The sequence below is a fragment of the Pseudomonas sp. LBUM1661 genome (assembly GCF_059695925.1).
In genome coordinates this window covers 3,568,763-3,586,192 of record NZ_CP166794.1, presented here as the reverse complement: position 1 = coordinate 3,586,192, position 17,430 = coordinate 3,568,763, and the positions used below count along the sequence as shown (strand labels likewise).

General features: G+C 60.3%; 13 protein-coding genes and 1 tRNA gene. 7 read left to right on the top strand and 7 right to left on the bottom strand.

Features of this window, described 5'->3' with window-relative positions; genetic code table 11:
• The first annotated feature begins 3 nt into the window (after positions 1–3).
• From fdhE to ACA057_RS16350, 4 genes are all read left to right on the top strand, one after another.
• Positions 4–930 (top strand): formate dehydrogenase accessory protein FdhE, encoded by a 927-nt coding sequence (gene fdhE / locus ACA057_RS16365; RefSeq protein WP_497340412.1) that lies wholly within the window; start codon positions 4–6, stop codon positions 928–930.
• Between the two features lie 64 nt (positions 931–994).
• Positions 995–2,425: an L-seryl-tRNA(Sec) selenium transferase gene (gene selA / locus ACA057_RS16360; protein WP_497340410.1), complete on the top strand. Its 1,431-nt coding sequence runs from the start codon at positions 995–997 to the stop codon at positions 2,423–2,425.
• Entirely contained in the window at positions 2,422–4,323 is a 1,902-nt protein-coding gene (selB, locus tag ACA057_RS16355; protein ID WP_497340408.1) for a selenocysteine-specific translation elongation factor, read from the top strand. The genes selA and selB overlap by 4 nt, the downstream gene beginning before the upstream one ends.
• 446 nt (positions 4,324–4,769) lie before the next feature.
• Positions 4,770–4,865 (top strand) — tRNA-Sec (locus ACA057_RS16350).
• Between the two features lie 3 nt (positions 4,866–4,868).
• Here the strand turns inward: ACA057_RS16350 and ACA057_RS16345 are convergent.
• Together ACA057_RS16345 and ACA057_RS16340 are read right to left on the bottom strand one after the other, a co-directional pair.
• Complete coding sequence (locus ACA057_RS16345) at positions 4,869–6,200, bottom strand: OprD family porin (RefSeq protein ID WP_497340406.1); 1,332 nt, start codon at positions 6,198–6,200, stop codon at positions 4,869–4,871.
• 63 nt (positions 6,201–6,263) lie between these two features.
• Positions 6,264–6,917: a hydrolase gene (locus ACA057_RS16340; protein ID WP_497340404.1), complete on the bottom strand. Its 654-nt coding sequence runs from the start codon at positions 6,915–6,917 to the stop codon at positions 6,264–6,266.
• Between the two features lie 545 nt (positions 6,918–7,462).
• Between ACA057_RS16340 and ACA057_RS16335 the strand changes: the two genes are divergently transcribed.
• Entirely contained in the window at positions 7,463–7,834 is a 372-nt protein-coding gene (locus ACA057_RS16335; RefSeq protein WP_497340402.1) for a DUF6124 family protein, read from the top strand.
• Between the two features lie 142 nt (positions 7,835–7,976).
• Here ACA057_RS16335 and phaC read toward each other — a convergent pair whose 3' ends face one another.
• The 3 genes from phaC to phbB all read right to left on the bottom strand — a co-directional run bounded on the left by phaC (position 7,977) and on the right by phbB (position 11,762).
• Positions 7,977–9,680: a class I poly(R)-hydroxyalkanoic acid synthase gene (gene phaC, locus ACA057_RS16330; RefSeq protein ID WP_497340400.1), complete on the bottom strand. Its 1,704-nt coding sequence runs from the start codon at positions 9,678–9,680 to the stop codon at positions 7,977–7,979.
• Positions 9,681–9,779: 99 nt separating this feature from the next.
• Positions 9,780–10,958: an acetyl-CoA C-acetyltransferase gene (locus ACA057_RS16325; RefSeq protein WP_497340398.1), complete on the bottom strand. Its 1,179-nt coding sequence runs from the start codon at positions 10,956–10,958 to the stop codon at positions 9,780–9,782.
• 57 nt (positions 10,959–11,015) lie between these two features.
• Positions 11,016–11,762, bottom strand: coding sequence for an acetoacetyl-CoA reductase (gene phbB, locus ACA057_RS16320; RefSeq protein ID WP_497340396.1), 747 nt, complete (start codon positions 11,760–11,762; stop codon positions 11,016–11,018).
• Positions 11,763–12,243: 481 nt separating this feature from the next.
• Here phbB and ACA057_RS16315 point away from each other — a divergent pair, with 481 nt between their 5' ends.
• Complete coding sequence (locus ACA057_RS16315; protein ID WP_497340394.1) at positions 12,244–13,281, top strand: AraC family transcriptional regulator; 1,038 nt, start codon at positions 12,244–12,246, stop codon at positions 13,279–13,281.
• A 24-nt stretch (positions 13,282–13,305) separates the two neighbouring features.
• Here the strand turns inward: ACA057_RS16315 and ACA057_RS16310 are convergent, their stop codons facing one another.
• On the bottom strand, positions 13,306–15,879 hold the full coding sequence (locus ACA057_RS16310; protein ID WP_497340392.1) for a DUF3141 domain-containing protein: 2,574 nt from the start codon (positions 15,877–15,879) through the stop codon (positions 13,306–13,308).
• Between the two features lie 255 nt (positions 15,880–16,134).
• On the opposite strand from ACA057_RS16310, the gene phaP reads away from it, so the two are divergent.
• Complete coding sequence (gene phaP, locus ACA057_RS16305) at positions 16,135–16,701, top strand: TIGR01841 family phasin (protein ID WP_497340390.1); 567 nt, start codon at positions 16,135–16,137, stop codon at positions 16,699–16,701.
• Positions 16,702–16,736: 35 nt separating this feature from the next.
• On the opposite strand, the gene phaR is transcribed toward phaP, so the two are convergent.
• Complete coding sequence (gene phaR, locus ACA057_RS16300; RefSeq protein ID WP_497340388.1) at positions 16,737–17,246, bottom strand: polyhydroxyalkanoate synthesis repressor PhaR; 510 nt, start codon at positions 17,244–17,246, stop codon at positions 16,737–16,739.
• Positions 17,247–17,430: the final 184 nt, after the last annotated feature.

Below are 17,430 nucleotides of genomic sequence, written 5' to 3'. Positions count from 1 at the left end.
CCCTTGGCGACCATTCTTGAGCCTGGAGAGATCGAAGCGGCGGCGAGTTCACCGCCGTTTCTGCATCAGCCACCGAACAACCTCTTCACCCTGCGGGCCTTGCGCCTGGAGCGTTTGGCCGAGGGCAATCCACTGGCCGATTACTTGCGATTAGTCGCTGGCCTGTCCCGCGTGCAGCAGGGTTTGCTGGACGCTCCACCGGTATCGGCCATGCCCGATCCAGAACGCCTGCGGCTGTGCCAGCAACATGGCTTGCCGCCGTTCGCCGCCGACAGCCTGACGCGCGAAGACGGTTGGTTGCCGTGGCTCGACGCGTTGTTGCAGCATTACCCGGCGCCCACGCAACCGGCGGTCGAGAACGCCGTGGCGACGTTGCGCGGCGCCGACGCCGGGCAACGCAAGGCGTGGGCGATTGCCTTGGTCAGCGGTCAGTACGCGCTGGTGCCGGCAGCGTTGGTGCCGTTTCTCGGCGCTGCATTGCAAGCGGCCTGGAGTCACTGGCTGCTGCACACGCCGGGCCTTGCGTTGAAGCCCGGCGACAGCCTCAATCAATGCCCGTCTTGTGGTTCGCCGGCCATGGCCGGGGTGATTCGCCATCGCGGCAAGTACAACGGTTTACGCTACCTGGTGTGCTCGCTGTGTGCCTGCGAATGGCATGTGGTGCGGGTCAAGTGCGTGTACTGCGAACAGAGCAAAGGCCTGGAATACGTCAGCCTCGATGACGACCGTCACGCCGCCAATCAGGCACCGTTGCGCGCGGAAGTCTGCCCCGGTTGCCGCAGCTACCTGAAACTGCTTTATCTGGAAAACGACGCCGAGGCCGAAGCGCTGTCGGCGGACCTGACCAGCCTGATGCTGGACATGCGCCTGGAGCAGGAAGGTTACCTGCGCCTGGCGCCGAATCTGCTGCTGGCACCCGGAGGCGACTGAGCTTATCCCTTCAAGCGCAACGGCTACACTCAGGCGCGACGGTCAACGTTTGCGGGAGCGCCTGATGTCTTCCAGATCTGCCAGCTCAACCCTGCGGCTACCCTCCATCGACAGCTTGTTGCGGCATCCTGCGTGCCAGCCATTGGCCGAGCGCTATGGGCGTGACGCGCTGCTGAGCAGTCTGCGGCAATTGCTCGATGACTTGCGTGAACCGGTGGTTTCGGGGCACATCGACGCCGTTGAAATCGCGCCAGACGTGTTGGCAGGCCGGGCTGCTGAACGCTTGGCCGCTCAGCATCGCAGCCACATCCGCCGCGTGTTCAACCTGACCGGCACCGTTCTTCACACCAATCTCGGTCGGGCACTGTTGCCGGAGGAGGCCATCGACGCGGTTCAGATGGCCGCCCGTTATCCGCTCAATCTTGAATTCGACCTGCGCAGCGGCAAGCGCGGTGACCGTGACGACTTGATCGAAGGCCTGATCCGCGAGCTGACCGGCGCCGAGGCGGTGACCGTGGTCAACAACAACGCTGCCGCGGTGTTGCTGACGCTCAACAGCCTGGGCGCACGCAAGGAAGGCATCATCTCTCGCGGTGAATTGATTGAAATCGGTGGCGCTTTCCGCATCCCCGACATCATGGCGCGCGCCGGGGTGAAGCTCCACGAAGTGGGCACCACCAACCGCACCCATGCCAAAGACTACGAAGCCGCCATCGGCCCGCGCAGTGGTTTGCTCATGCGTGTGCATGCGAGCAATTACAGCATTCAGGGGTTCACCACGCGTGTTCCGACGGCGGAACTGGCGGCGTTGGCCCACAAGCATGGGCTGCCGCTGCTGGAAGACCTCGGCAGCGGCAGCCTGTTGGACCTGACACGCTGGGGCCTGCCCGCCGAACCGACGGTGCGTCAGGCGTTGATCGATGGCGCGGACATCGTCACGTTCAGTGGCGACAAATTGCTCGGCGGTCCGCAAGCCGGGTTGATTGTCGGGCGCAAAGAGCTGATCGCGAAGATCAAGAAGAACCCGCTCAAGCGCGCATTGCGGGTCGACAAACTGACCTTGGCCGCCCTCGAAGCGGTGCTGGGCCTGTACCGCGATCCGGATCGACTGGCTGAACGCTTGCCGGCGTTGCGCCTGCTGACCCGTCCGCAGGCTGACATCCTGGCGCAGGCCGAACGTCTGCAACCGTCACTGGCTCAGGTGCTGGGCGATGGCTGGAACGTAAGCGCGGTGCCGGCGCTGGGCATGATCGGCAGCGGCAGCCAACCGGTGGCGCGCTTGCCGAGTGGCGCGTTGTGCTTGCGGCCGCAGGTGTCCAAACGGCTGCGCGGACGCTGCCTGCACAGTTTGGAAGCGGCCCTGCGTGCCTTGCCGATTCCGGTGCTCGGGCGCATCGATGACGACGCCGTGTGGCTGGACCTGCGGCAACTCGACGACGAGGCGGCGTGGCTGGCGCAACTCGGTCAATTGCAGGAGGAGGGCGCGCAACAGTGATTGTCGGAACGGCAGGCCACATCGACCATGGCAAGACGTTATTGCTCCAGGCCTTGACCGGCCAGGCCGGTGATCGTCGCCGGGAAGAACGCGAACGCGGCATGACCATCGACCTTGGCTACCTCTACTCAGCGCTCGAACCCGGTGCGGCCCTGACCGGTTTTATCGACGTGCCCGGTCATGAGCGCTTCACCCACAACATGCTGGCCGGGGCGCAAGGGGTTGATCTGGTGTTGCTGGTGGTGGCGGCGGACGACGGCGTGATGCCGCAGACGCGTGAACATTTGGCCATCGTCGAACTGCTGGGCATTCCACGGGCATTGATCGCGATCACCAAGTGCGACCGGGTCGACGCGGCCCGAGTGCAGGCCGTTCGCGAACAAATCGAAATGTTGCTGGCCCCCGGCCCTTATGCCGGTGCGCCGCAGATTGCGCTGTCGAGCGTGACCGGAGACGGCGTCGATACGCTGCGCCAGGCCTTGGTCGACGCGCAAACTGATGTGCTTCAACGCAGTGTCAGCGGTGGGTTTCGTCTGGCGATCGACCGCGCCTTCAGCGTGGCCGGCGCCGGTACCGTGGTGACTGGCACGGCGCTGTCCGGGCAGGTGGCGGTGGGCGATACGTTGTGGCTCTGCCCGCAGGGCAAACCGGTGCGGGTGCGCGGGCTGCATGCGCAGAATCAGGCTGCGGACACTGCGTTTGCCGGCCAGCGCGTCGCGTTGAACCTGAGCGCCGAACGCCTGGCACTGGAGCAGATTCATCGTGGGCACTGGTTATTGGCCGATTGGCTGTTTGCACCGACCCAGCGTGTGGACATCGAGATGCACGTGTTGGCCAGCGAAGCCCGGGGCTTTGAGCACTTTCAACCGGTGCACGTTCACTTGGGCACCCAGGACGTGACGGGGCGGGTGGCGTTGCTCGAGGGTTCCAGCCTGGCGCCGGGTGAGCGGATGTTCGCGCAGCTCCTGCTGAAAGCGCCGGTGCATGCGGTGAAGGGTGATCGTTTGATCCTGCGTGACCAGAGCGCCCAACGCACCCTCGGCGGTGGCCGGGTGCTCGACCCTTTCGCGCCGACCCGACAACGGCGAAGTCCAGAACGGCTGGCGCAGCTACAGGCACTGGCCACCACTGACAGTCTGGAAGCCGTGCTGCCTGCGCTGCTGACTCACAGCGACTCCGGGCTCGACCCGCAGCAATTGGAGCGTCAGTTCAACCGTCCGCGCAGCACGTGGGTGTTGCCCGATGACGTGCGCTTGATCGACACCCGTCAAGGTCCGTTGTTGTTCAGCGCTGACCGTTGGAACGCTTTGAAAGCGCCGCTACTGGAGCACCTCGCACGCTTTCATCAACTGGAACCGGACCAAATGGGCCCGGACCGAGATCGCCTGCGTCGCTTCAGCGGCACCCCGCTGGACCGCTCGACGTTCATCAGCCTGCTCGACGAACTGCTGGCCAGCGGCGCCATTTCCACCAGCGGGCCATGGCTGCATCTACCCGATCACCAGGTGCGGTTGAGCGCAGAAGATGAAGCGTTGTGGCAACAGTTGCAGCCGGTGTTCGAACAGGCCGGTTTCGATCCGCCGTGGGTGCGCGACCTGGGCCACGATGAGGCCGCGGTGCGCTTGCTGCTGCGCAAAATGGCGCGGCTGGGGTTGCTGCATCAAGTGGTTCGTGACCTGTTTTACACCGACGCGGTGCTGCGCCGATTGGCGGCTATGCTGATGCAACTGGCGGCCGAGAACCCGGTCATACAGGTTTCGGCCTTTCGCGATGCCGTGGGCCTCGGTCGCAAGCGCAGCATCCAGATTCTCGAATACTTCGACCGAATCGGCCTGACCCGACGGTTTGGCGACCGACGCCAGATTCGACCCGATAATGCGCTGGCAACGCAACCATAGGCACCGCGTTTATCCTGTTAAAACGCGTCATCGTTAACGTTCATCGCGAGCAAGCTCGCTCCTACAGGGGAATGCATACTCAGAGATCAGGCCGGCCGGTAGGCCGCCGTGCTTTTGATTTTGACGCACCGCCCCCTCGTAAGGCCGAGTGCAGGTTCTGCGCAGTGGGCAACCCGGCATGGATGCCGGGTTAGCCGCCGCCGGCCATGGATGGCCGATGGCGGCGGGCCCACGGAGCAGGACCGGAGCGAGGGCATGCCGAGCCTAGGCGAGGCACCGAACGAAAGGGGCAAGAGCCCTTGGTTACTTGGGGCTTTTCCAAGTGACACGCCGTAAGGGCGTAACCCAAAGCAGCCGTTACCGCAGGAATGGATATGTACACCATCAACTATCCACGCAGCCTTCGCTGGCAATCCATCGCCTACAGAGATTTACACTGATTTCAAGGAAGGCAATCGCGCCCGGTGGCGCGGCCGGGCTTCAAACCCGGTTGGGGACGGCATCCGTTCCCGGGCAGGTTCGACTCCGGCTGCCTTCCGCCATTTTCAAAGACGCCCGAAGCTCAGCGGGTACTGAATGACCACATAAACCCGGTCGATGTCATCACCGGCCTGAGCCGTGTTCGCCCGATGCGACACATGGGACAGTTGCAGCGACAAGCCCTTGGCCGATCCGGATTGCACGACGTAACGCAAATCGATGTCCCGCTCCCAATGCCGTCCGCCGTCGCCTTGTTGAGGCACGAACGCCCCGGCTGTCTCGTCGAACGGGTTATAGGCCCCGCCCTGAGGCGCATGGGTACCATCAATCTGACTGCCCTTCACATAGCGGGTCATGAAGTTCAGGCCGGGAATCCCGAACGGCCCCAGATCGAGGTCGTAACGTGCTTGCCATGAGCGTTCGTGGGCGCCATTGAAGTCAGCGTACTTGATCGAGTTGGCGAGGTAGATGGAGTCGCCACCGACGAAATCGAACGGAGTGTCACCATTGATTTTTTGCCAGGCCAGGGTAAAGGCGTGCGCACCCAGCGTGTATTTGCCCGACAGGCTTGACGCCGTGTTGTCGATGGCGCCGGCCAGGGCTTGGCCGGTGTCCCGCGTGTGATAAACATTGGCATCGAGGAACACGCCGGACTGTTTCAGGTGCAGGTTGGCGTAGTACTGATGCCAGGTATCGGTCAGCTCGGACGCATAGAGCGCTGCGCCGACCGGGCTCTGCGTGAACAGGTCGGCCCCGAGAAACGAAATGCCGCCGGCTTCGGTGTTGGCACCGTAGCCGTAAAAGTCGTCCTTGCCCGAAGAACTGTCCTGATTCTTGAACGCCGTGAAGTGACCGGCCACCAGGTTCATGCCATCGATTTCGCGGCTATTGAGCAGGAAACCGGTGGCGTACTCCGGTTGCAGGCGTTTGTCGGCGGTATCAAATACCGGGGTTTCCACCAGCATTTCACCGAACGCCAGCGTGGTTCGCGAGGCTTTGACTTTCACGGCAGCGCCGCCGCTGGAATAGTTGTCTTCACTGCGGCCGTCACCGTCCACGGGCAGCAGTCCCGTCCCGGAATGCCCCTTGCCGCCATCCAGTTTCACCCCCAGAAAAGCGTGTGCATCGAGGCCAAAACCGATGGTGCCGGGTGAGAAACCGGATTCAAAGGTGCTGATAAAGCCTTGAGCCCATTCCTGTTTGTAGCTCTTGTCTGCCGGCGAAGGGGAGCGGTAGTCACTGTTGAGGTAAAAATTTCGGCTCAGCACTTCAAGTGTCGCGCCGTCGAGAAACCCTTGTGCGGATTCATCAGCCAGGGCTGTCCCGGTTGTGCCGGCGAACAACACCGACAACCAGAATCGCAGGCTGGATTTCAAGTCTTGCGAGGCGAACTTCATGGGGCAATCACCACGGAACAGCGACTCCGGTGGGTCCGAAGTCGCTTGATGGTCGTCAGGCGATCAATGGCCTTCCGAGGCACCGAACATGGTTTTGGCGTAGATCAGGCCCAGACCGTAGGCGCCGCCATTGGCAATCGAGGTTTTCACGGTTTCATCGTAGGTCTCGCTGCGCGCCCAGTCACGTTGCAGTTCCAGCAGGTATTGCAGCGAGGTCATCGGCCGCGCGCCGATCTGGATCATGCGCTGCATGGCCATTTCATGGGCTTCGGTGGTGACGTCGCCACAGGCATCGGCAATCACATACACCTCAAAACCCTGGTCAATCGCCGACAGCGCCGGGCCGACGATGCACACGGAAGTCCAGAGGCCAGCCAGGACGATTTTCTGTTTGCCGAATTTATTCACCTCGACGGCAATGCGCTCGTCTTCCCAGGTGTTCATGCTGGTACGGTCGATGACGTTGTGTTCCGGGAACACTGACTTGATTTCGTCGAAGATCGGGCCGGAAAAACTCTTCTCGGCAACGGTGGTGAGAATGGTCGAGACCTTGAAGCCACGCGCGGCCTTGGCGACGAGCGCAGCGTTGTTGCGCAGGGTGACGGCGTCGATCGACTTGGTCGCAAAGGACATTTGCGACTGGTGATCGATCATGATCAGCGTGTGGTCGGTCGGGGTCAGCAGGGTTTTGCCAGGAACAGCTTTTGCGGTGGCCATGACGATGTCCTTACGGGGTGAGTGAGGAGGTCATGGTTACGTAGATCGCGGCGGGGATATTGAATCGGTGTGCTGTGTTTGGGGGTTTTTGCGGGGACGGGAAGAGAAGGGAGCCTGTGGTGGGCCAAAATCCTCGATTTTTTGATTTTCGACACTGCGTGTGGGACCGGCTCTGACGCCAAATCCACACAGTTAAACTGGCGTGTTTAAAGACACTCAGTGTTACTTCCCGCAGGCTACAACACCTTGCGTCGTTGCCTACAGGTGCGTAAGAATCCGCCGGCTTGTGCGTCTTGGACGTGGGTTTTATCGTTTCCCCGTCGCTGAACAACAGCGATCGGGTTTGGTAGCCCGCCCCTACATGACGCATAGCGTCACCTTACGCAGATGCTTTTTCAGCATCTATTTTATGGTGGCCATGCGCAGGGCGCCTTCGGGCGCGCCGGGTTTTCCATGTGGGCCGGTCTACCAACCTTCGTATGGCCGCCACCCTTCGTTTGGTAGCGAGGGTGATGGCTCCTTTAGTCCCATATGGAGTTTCATCTATGTTCAAACCAACACCGAATCCCCCGGACGCCGATCCGACATCGCAATTCGAAAGCCCCGATCCAAAAAAACACGACGAGGCCGTCAAACGTGCCCTCGATTTCTACCTCGACCCTGCCGCCCGCACCGCCCACATCAACGCCACCCCGCGAAAAGTGACCACGATGTTCACCGTAGATCCAGAGCTCGATGTCGAAACCCTGTTGGGGCATGCTTGCGAGTCGCTGGCATCGATCGATGTCATGCTCATGGACTTGGCGGATCGTGTAGAGGGGACAAGTCGCAATACGCTGCTGGGTATTGCCCAAGTTGTGATGTCGGCAGAGTTGGTGGTGAACCGGGCGCTGGATCAACTCGATCCTTGTGAGTAGATCAGTACCGCTGGGGCGTCCGGCTGCGAAGCAGTCGTAAATCCTGAGCACGCGGTTTTCCTGATACACCGCATTGCCTGATTTCACGACTGCTGCGCAGCCGAACGCAGCCTCGTATGAAGTTATCGCGCGAGGCTGGCGGTCATTGCATCACGTAACGCCCTGGCGCCGACTCGATCGCCGGGTATTGCGCGTTTCCGGTGTGCAGCACCGAAGGTTGGCGCTCGCCGGACTGTTCAGCCAGCCAGACGAACCAGTCATTCCACCAGCTACCCGCGTGTTGCTGGGCGTTGTTGAACCAGGTTTCCGGGTCCTCGGTGATCCGATTGTTGGTCCAGTAGTTGCGTTTTTCCTTGGCGGGCGGATTGATCACCCCGGCGATATGGCCTGAGGCGCCCAACACAAAGCGCTTGGTCCCGGAGAGCAATGCGGTGCTGGCGTAGGCGCTTCTCCACGGCACGATGTGATCGTCGTGGGTGGCGAGGATGTACGCGGGCGCGTCGATGGCGCGCAGGTCGAGCTTGACCCCGCAGCAGTCCAGTTCGCCGGATTTCAGGTCGTTCTGCAGATACGTGTGGCGCAGGTACCAGCAGTACATCGGCCCTGGCAGGTTGGTGCTGTCGTTGTTCCAGAACAACAGGTCCAGCGCGTTGGGTTTCTGGCCCTTGAGGTACTTGTCGACGTTGTAGTTCCACCACAAGTCGTTGGGCCGCAGCAGCGAGAAGGTGTTGCCCATGTCTTCGCCCTTGAACAGGCCGATCGGGCCATTCAGGCCGCCGATGGTGCGCTCGCGGTAGGCCACCAGTTCTTCGTCGACGAAGATGTCGATGGGGCCGGTGTCGAGGTAATCGAGGAAGGTGGTCAACAGGCTGACGCTGGCAATGTCTTTGTCACCGCGCGCCGCCAACACCGCCAGCGCCGAACTCAACAGCGTTCCGCCAATGCAGAAACCGACGCAATTGGGCCGTTGCTCGCCGCTGATCTCACGGGTCACTTGCAGGCCTTTGATGATGCCGGTTTCGATCAGGTCATCCCACGTGGTGCCGGCGTGTGCCTGGTCGAAGTTGCGCCATGACATCAGAAACACCGGATGGCCTTGCTGCAACAGGTGGCGAACCATCGAGTTGTCCGGGCGCAGGTCGAGGATGTAGTACTTGTTGATCGACGGCGGCACAACGAACACCGGGCGTTGGTACTGGGTTTTGCTTTGCGGGTAGTACTGGATCAGCTGGAACAGTTCGTTCTCGTAGACCACTTCGCCAGGGGTGTTGGCCAGATCGACGCCGACCTTGAAGGCGCCGCTGTCGCACTGGCGCATTTTGCCTTCTTGCAGGTCGCTGGCCAGGTGCAACATGCCGGTGAGCAGGCTGCTGCCTTGCGTATCAAAGACACGCTGCAGGGCATCGGGGTTGCTGGCGAGGAAGTTACTCGGCGCGCCCGCGGCGATGGCCTGTTCCACCAGATACAGCAGGCGCAGGCGTGGTTTTTTGTCCTTGATCGGCAGCTTATCGAGCAGTTTCAGAAGAAACCCGGCATTGAGCAGGTAAAACGCCGCGAGGGAGCCGAACAGCGGCTGGCTCCAGTTACCGCTGGCAAAGCGTCGATCGTCGAAGCTGAAGGGCTGGCCGGTCAGCAGACGCTGGCCGAGTTCGCCCCATTGCTGCTGATAGTCCGCTTGCAGGCTGTCCAGGGTGTCGCGCGGCAGGTCAAACCACTCGCTGTATTCCTGCCCCGTGAACCACGGATTGGTGCTGACCCAAAGGCGTAATTGTTGCACTGCAAAGGAGGCAATGAACGGAACCTGGCCTGACCAGAAGGTGTTGAACGTATGCGCATTGTTGTCCATGGAACTCCTTGCCCACTTCAGTAAACCGGGCAGAAAAAAACCGCGGCGCCGGACTTCGGCGCCGCGTCGGCAGTCAAGCAAGCAGTCCTGTCTTTCTTCTTAGCGTTCGATCACCAGGGCGACACCCTGGCCGCCACCGATGCACAACGTGGCCAGGCCTTTCTTGCCATCGCGTCGAATCAGTTCGTGCAACAGCGACACCAGAATCCGCGCACCTGATGCGCCGATCGGATGACCCAGGGCAATTGCGCCACCGTTGACGTTGACCTTGCTGGTGTCCCAACCCAGCTCCTTGCCGACCGCCAGTGATTGCGCAGCGAAGGCTTCATTGGCTTCGATCAGGTCGAGGTCATCCAGCGTCCAGCCGGCTTTGGTCAAGGCCTGACGGGTGGCGGGCACCGGGCCGATGCCCATGATCGACGGGTCTACACCGGCACTGGCATAGGCCTTGATGCGCGCCAGTATTGGCAAGCCAAGCGCCAGGGCCTTGGCCTCGCTGGCCAGCATCAGCACGGCGGCGCCATCGTTGAGGGTCGACGAGTTGCCAGCGGTGACGCTGCCGGTTTTCTGGAAGGCAGGTTTGAGGTTGCCCAATGCCTGGAGCGTGCTGTCCGGGCGCGGTTGTTCGTCGGTGTCGAAGACCAGCGGCTCGCCCTTGCGCTGAGGAATCAGGATCGGGGTGATTTCACGCTTGAAGTAACCGGCTTCGATGGCCGCGGCGGCTTTCTGTTGCGAGGCGGCAGCGAAGGCGTCCTGATCTTCACGACTGAGTTCGTACTTGCTCGCCAGATTCTCTGCGGTGATGCCCATGTGGTAGTCGTTGAAAGCGTCCCACAAACCATCCTGAATCACGCTGTCTTGCAGTTGCGCATGACCCAGGCGCAGGCCGGTGCGTGCCTTCGGCAGAACGTAAGGGGCCAGGCTCATGTTTTCCTGACCGCCGGCAATCACCAGTTCGGCGTCGCCGCAACGGATTGCCTGGACCGCGAGTTGCACAGCCTTGAGGCCGGAGCCGCAGACTTTGTTCAGGGTCAGGGCTGGGGTGGTGTGAGGCAGGCCAGCCTTGATGGCGGACTGACGTGCCGGGTTTTGCCCCGAGCCTGCGGTCAGCACTTGGCCGAGGATCACTTCATCGACCTGCGCGGCATCGATACCGGTCTGTTCCAGCAGGCTGCGAATCACCGCAGCACCCAGTTCGGTGGCGGGAATGGCGGCCAAGGCACCTTGAAAGGTACCAATGGCGGTGCGCGTAGCGGCAACGATTACGACTTCGTTCATGCATGACCTCATTAAGATTGTGTCGAGCGGGAGCGGGGCGTCCATGCCCCGACAGGCCTATTGCATGTTCATGCCGCCGTTGACCGAGAAGTCGGCGCCGGTGCTGTAGCCCGATTCATCGGACGCCAGCCAGGCGACGATGGAGGCGATTTCCTCGGGTTGGCCAAGACGCCCGACCGGCGTGGCTGCAATCATGGTGTCGAGAATGTCCGGGCGAATGGCCGCGGTCATGCTGGTCTGGATGTAGCCAGGGGAAACGGTGTTAACAGTCACGCCCTTGCCCGACACTTCTCGGGCCAGCGCCATGGTGAAACCGTGGATACCGGCTTTGGCCGCGCTGTAGTTGGTCTGGCCGAACTGGCCGCGTTGGCCGTTGATCGAGGAGATGTTGATGACCCGTCCCCAGCCCTTGGCCAACATGCCTTCAATCACCTGTTTGGTGGTGTTGAACAGGCCGCTGAGGTTGGTGCCGATCACCGCGTTCCAGTCTTCGGGGGTGAGTTTGCGGAACGACGCATCACGCGTAATGCCGGCGTTGTTGACCAGTACATCGACCGGGCCGAATTGCTCACGGGCCATCTCGAAAGCCTTGCGCGTCGACTCCCAATCGGTGATGTCGCCGTAGATGCATTCGAACTGATAACCCGCCGCCAGCTGTGCGGCAATCCATTCGTTCTTGCGGGCGGAATCAGAGCTGCAACCGACAATGACTTTGAATCCTTCCTTGTACAGGCGTTGGCTAATCGCAGTGCCAATCCCACCCATACCACCCGTTACCAACGCAATACGACTAAGCGACTTCATCGACTCATTACCTTTTTTTATATTGCATTGCAAGATGCAAGGATTGTTCGGTATTGGCCGGGTGTGCGGAAGTGTTGAGAGGTGACTGTCTGGTGTCCAACGGTGCCAAGCGCGAAATGAAATTGAACTGTTGGCGGCTGTTCTCATCGCGTCGAAGCCATGGGTTCGCTTGAGATCGCCCTTGTAGCAGCTGCCAAGCCTGCGAGGCTGCGTTCGGCGGCGAAGCCGTCGTGAAATCAGGCACCTCGGTGTGTCAGCAAAACCTTGCATGCAGGATTTACGACGGCTTCGCCGCCGAACGCAGCCTCGCAGGCTCGGCAACTGCTACAGGCGACGACTGGTGGGCAGATGTGGCAAAAAAGCGTGAGTACCTATACTGAGATCAATTTTTCGAATTAAACGGCCGGTTACTATTTGCTGTACCGTAGATCAGTCATGGCTCCGGACAGGATGTTCGGTTCCAGAGGTCATTGAGGACGCCATGTATAGAATGAGTTCAGGCTATGCCAGCGTGCTGGTAAATACGCTTTCGGCTCAAGGACTGGATGTTGCCAGTCTGTGTCAGGAAGCTGGACTGGATATTAATCTCGCGAACAAACCAGGAGCGTTTTGCGAGCGAAAGGCGATCTATCGATTATGGGAACTGGCCGCTCAGGCCTCGGGCGATCCAGACATTGGTTTGAAGGCTTATGGAAGTTTCCATCCCGGCAGTTTTCAGATTGTCGGCTACACCATGATGTCCAGCCTGAACCTGAAAAAAGCCCTTGAACGCCTGGTCCGTTTCAGTCCGTTGATCGGCACTGGCTTCAGCCTTTTCTTTACAGCGGAGCAGCAAAATTACCGACTGTCCGGGCTCGATCATCAGCAAAAGGGTTCGGTCAAACCTCGCCAATACACCGATGCAGGCCTGGCTTCATTGCTGGGTTTCTGCCGTAAGCTGGCGGGCGGCAATGCACCTCAACCCTTGAGCGTCGGATTTACCTATCCCGAACCTGAAGACACCTCCGAGCATCGACGGTTGTTTGGCTGCGCGCTGCATTTCGACGCGGCATACGACAGCATCTTGTTTGACGAGCAGGAGTTGCTGCGTCCGTTGAGCATGGCCAACGAAGCGCTGGCGGTCCTGCACGACAGTTTTGCCGAGGCGCAATTGGATCTGCTGTTTGGTTTCTGTATCGTCGGCAGGATTCGCGCGCTGATCACCGAGCGCTTGAGTCAGGGTCAGGGGCAATACGACATGGAGTCGATTGCTGCCGCGTTGAACATCAGCAAGCGAACGTTGCAGCGCGCCCTGGAAAAGGAAGGCACGCAATTCAAGGACGTGCAGAACGCAGTGCGCCGGCAATTGGCCGATTTCTACCTGCGCCATTCGCACTTCAACATGAAGCATGTGGCGTATCTCCTTGGTTTTCATGACCACAGCAGCTTCAACAAAGCCTGCAGCCGCTGGTTTGGCATGACACCCGGCCAGTATCGGGCCGATGAATCGTTTCAAGTCGAGGAAACCGCGCCGGTCTGACGCGGTTCCCGTAGCGATTCAGTGTCACAGCACTGGGGGTTTCTTTACGCCTTTTTTGTTCTTGGCAGGTTTGCGTACCGGGGTCGCAACCTTGGCGATAGGTTTTTGAGGCACCGCCGGGGTTTTTGGCTGGGGCGGTTCAGGTGTTACGGCCGGGGGTTCCTGTTTGGTGACTTCGGGAGCGATCTGTTTAATCGGTTCAGGAATGACGACCGGGGCTTTCTGCTTGATCGGCTCAGGCGTGACGACCGGCGCTTTTTGCTTGACTGGCTCTGGTGTTACCACCGGGACTTCTTCCTTGACGACATCAGCCTCACCGGGCGGTTGGGTCAGGCTGAAACCCGGCAATGGGACGTCGAACAGCGTGTGCAACGTGCACCAGAACGGGTGTTCAGCACCGTTGCCAGTCAGCAGTTCCGGCAGCAAATTGGCGACGGCGGCCAGCACCTGCTGGCGCTCCTCGGCCTCGGGAAGCATCAACGGCAAGCTCTGCAGGCTTTCTTGCGGGTAAGTGGCGACCAGCAGTTTTTGCAGGCTGACGGTTTCACGAAGATCGAGCGGCTCCGCGCTGTAGTCCTGCAGCAGCACCTGCATTTGCTGGATCAGTTTCTCGACGCTGTCCTTGCCGGGTTCGTCGCTGTCGCGGCCGAGCAAAAAGAGGATGCGGATCAAGGCTTCCATCAGACCGCCAAGGGGCAGGGCGTCCTGCAAACGTTCGATCAACGCCTTGTCATGCAGCTCGGCATGCGCCTGAAGATTGCGTCCCGGTGCATTGCCGGCGAGGCTATTGAGAACGCCATACACGCCGTAGAAACACATTTCCTGAGCCGCATCACGCAGATCGCGATAGCCGTTCAATGCGTCCTGAACCTGGTTGGAAAACAGTTCCTGCCAAGCTAGCAGCGGGTTGTCCAGACTGGCGGGGCGACGATGCTTGTTCACTTGGGCGACGCTATCGGCCAGCCACCACAGCGCCGGGTTCAAGCTGCTCCACAGCACTTGCTGCTGATGGAAAGGGTGGGCCTTGCGCATCAACTCGGCGCTCGGTTCGTTGATCAACTGGCGCAACCATGGACGTACGAAGCCGTCGTACAGGCCGTTGTTGATGACAGACGCGCGCTCGACCAGGGCAAATTCGCGGTCGTCGTCACGGGGCGGTTTGGCGTCGCCATGGATATCGGCAATTCGCCGAGGTTCGAAACGCACGCCGTACTGCGTATCGACGCTGCCCGACGTCGCCGGCAAATCATCGATGAGCATTTCGTACAGCCCGGCCGGCAGCGCATTGATCGTATCGACCGCACCCAGCAATTCGCGGTGTTCGCGCCGAGCCACTTCGCCGGAAACGAAGATGCCCAAATGCCCGATGCTGGCGTGTCGCAGGTAAACGATGGTCCGCCCGGCATTTTGCAAGGCGAGATCGCTGGGGTAGACGTCGGTGATCCAGTCCAGCGCCTGTTGCGGCGAGGTGATGTTGTCGCCGTAGGAACAGAACACCACCACCGGCACTTCGATCAGTTTGAGGTCGAGCCCGCTGCTCTTGCGTCCGAGGCCGCCGGACAGCTGATTGCCAATGAACAGGTCGTCGACAATCATCTCGATTTCTTCGCCGTTAAGCAGGGTCGGACTGCCCCACCAGCGTTCGAAATCGAGAAACCGCGCCGCTTCGCTGTCGACTTCACTGAACAGGTGGTAGTACTTGCCCCAGTAGGTATTGGCCGGGTCGAGGCTCTCGAAATTGCTGACCAGCCACGTCCCGTCGAAGCGGCTATTACCGAGGTCGCTGCCCAGGCGCGCCATCCAGCCGCCGCCCAACAGGCCGCCGGTGTAGCGCATTGGATTGCGGCCATTGACGCCGGCCCAGTAGGACAACGGCGCGCCATTGACGATGATCAGGCCCGGTAGCTCGGGACGTTTGGCCGCAAGACCCATCAATGCCCAGCCCGCCTGGCAGTTGCCGATGATCACAGGCTTGGTGCTGTCCGGATGCCGGGCACTGACAACTTCGATAAACCGCGCCTGCGCCTCAACGATGTCTGCGAGGGTTTGCCCAGGACGTGGCGAGTGACTGAAGGAGATGAAATAGGTGGGATGGCCAGCCCTGAGGCTTTCACCGATGACCGAATCCTGTTTGAAACCGCCGATCCCCGAGCCGTGGCCGCCGCGTGGGTCAATGATGATCACGGGTTGTTTTTTGCTGTCGATCCGTTGACCAGGGCCCGCGAGAATCTGCAACAACGAGTAATTGACCGGGCGTGGCAGTTCGGCGCCATCGACCAGCGTTTCATGGTTGAACTTGAGCAGCAGCGGATACCCGGCACGTTCGTGGGCCAGCGTATTGTCGCCGCGTTGGCGCAAGGTGTCCCAGAACAGCACGCTGCGTTGGCCGAGGTCAGTGAAGTATTCCTGCCAGTCGGACGTGGTCGGTTGCCTTAGCTGCCCAAGGCTTAAAGGCGCGAAGGTTTTGGCCTGGCGCTTCTGCACGGCGTCGAGGACGTTGCGGGTATTGAGGCGTTGCAGATGATTGAGGTGCTCGAATAAACCAGCGGGGGCGCAAAGCCCTTCATCTTGCAACGCAATATTTTCTTCCTGACCCATCGTGAACTCCTGACGCCATGCGTGAGAACCTGCCCCTCTAAACCCTTTGACTAAACAAGGCTAGGCTGGCTGTTCGATAGACAGGAGTTTATAGCTAAGAGGGGGGCAGTGAGCAAAGTTTATTTTGCGCTGCACAAAAATAGCCGTTGCCAAATAGTTTTGTGCACTGCAATATCAAGGCTAACGCGATGACTGGCCGGATCGCTATCGCGTCCCCGGGCCCATCAGGGCCTTCTAGTACCAGGAGATTCAAGCATGTCTTTTTTCAATTCGGAAAAACTGCAAACCGCTCAGAAAGCCAACCTTGACCTGCTGCAGCAAATCAGCGGCAAGGTTTTCGCCAGTGTCGAACAGCTGAGCCAGTTGCAGTTCAAGGCACTGCGTGACTCCACCGAAGAGCATTTCGAAGGTGTTCGCAAGCTGCTGGCCGTCCGCGATCCACAAGGCTTCGCTGAGCTGCAGGCTTCTTTCACCCAGCCGAGCGCGCAAACCGAACGCCTGGCCGAGTTCAACCGTCAGGTGCAAGCGCTGATCGTGGGCACGCAGTCGGACATCGCCAAACTGACCTCGAGTCAGGTCGAGGCCGGCACCCAGCAGGTTCAAGCGTTTGTTGAAGAGATCAGCAAGAATGCACCGGCCGGTTCCGAGCCAGTCGTGGCCGCGTTCAAGTCGGGCCTGGCGAATGCCGGTACTGCGTTTGAAAGTGCACAGAAAGCTGTGAAACAGGCTTCCGAAGCCGCTCAGAGCAACTTCGACGCAGCCACCGCCGCAGCCGCTAAAGCTGCTCCGGAAGCCAGCGCCAAGACCAGCGGTAACAAGTAAGTCACATCAGTACGGTTGCACCGATGGCGATGGGTTTATTCCCCATCGCCATTTTTTTTCGTGCCATTGGCATCCGGCTTGCCGCCAAACATGCCGAACAGGTTCTGGGTGTTCAGGTACAGCGCCTTGGACTGATCGACGTATTGACGCATCAAGTCCTGCATCACCGGCGCTTGCTGGTGCATGAAGGTGCTCCAGGCTTCGGACGACTGCGCGCCGGTCTGGGACTGGATGTCGATGACAGTTTGAATGCTTTTGTCCAGGTAACTGCCGAGTACGCCTTGGTACGGACCGTAGAACTGGATAATCCCCATCAGCATTTCGCTGGTGAAGATCGGTTCGCCACCGCTTTCAGCTTCCAGAATGACTTGCAGGAGGATGCTGCGCGTCAGGTCCTCGCCACTCTTGGCGTCGACCACCTGGAAGGCCACTTTATCAACCACCAGTTGGCGTATGTCCGCCAGCGTCAAGTGACTGCTGGTGTGGGTGTCATACAGTCGGCGATTGGGATATTTCTTGATCAGGCGGGGGGTGTTATCAGTCATGCGGGCGTCTCGCGGCGGGCCTGGTTTGCAGGCATCTTAACCTACTATGGGGACTGCCGCGGATCTGGAGCCTCCTTGGGTGTCCATTGGGAACAAGTCCGCCGGGTTGTCTGGACGAGCACGGTTTAATGTGGGAGCGGGCTTGCCCGCGAAGAGGCCCGGAAGCACACCACTCATCCACCAG

Bases quoted from the DNA above. Each gene is read 5' to 3' on its own strand.
- selA (WP_497340410.1), top strand. From the start codon at position 995: ATGTCTTCCAGATCTGCCAGCTCAACCCTGCGGCTACCCTCCATCGAC.
- ACA057_RS16345 (WP_497340406.1), bottom strand. From the start codon at position 6,200: ATGAAGTTCGCCTCGCAAGACTTGAAATCCAGCCTGCGATTCTGGTTG.
- ACA057_RS16340 (WP_497340404.1), bottom strand. From the start codon at position 6,917: ATGGCCACCGCAAAAGCTGTTCCTGGCAAAACCCTGCTGACCCCGACC.
- ACA057_RS16335 (WP_497340402.1), top strand. From the start codon at position 7,463: ATGTTCAAACCAACACCGAATCCCCCGGACGCCGATCCGACATCGCAA.
- phaC (WP_497340400.1), bottom strand. From the start codon at position 9,680: ATGGACAACAATGCGCATACGTTCAACACCTTCTGGTCAGGCCAGGTT.
- ACA057_RS16325 (WP_497340398.1), bottom strand. From the start codon at position 10,958: ATGAACGAAGTCGTAATCGTTGCCGCTACGCGCACCGCCATTGGTACC.
- phbB (WP_497340396.1), bottom strand. From the start codon at position 11,762: ATGAAGTCGCTTAGTCGTATTGCGTTGGTAACGGGTGGTATGGGTGGG.
- ACA057_RS16315 (WP_497340394.1), top strand. From the start codon at position 12,244: ATGTATAGAATGAGTTCAGGCTATGCCAGCGTGCTGGTAAATACGCTT.
- ACA057_RS16310 (WP_497340392.1), bottom strand. From the start codon at position 15,879: ATGGGTCAGGAAGAAAATATTGCGTTGCAAGATGAAGGGCTTTGCGCC.
- phaP (WP_497340390.1), top strand. From the start codon at position 16,135: ATGTCTTTTTTCAATTCGGAAAAACTGCAAACCGCTCAGAAAGCCAAC.
- phaR (WP_497340388.1), bottom strand. From the start codon at position 17,246: ATGACTGATAACACCCCCCGCCTGATCAAGAAATATCCCAATCGCCGA.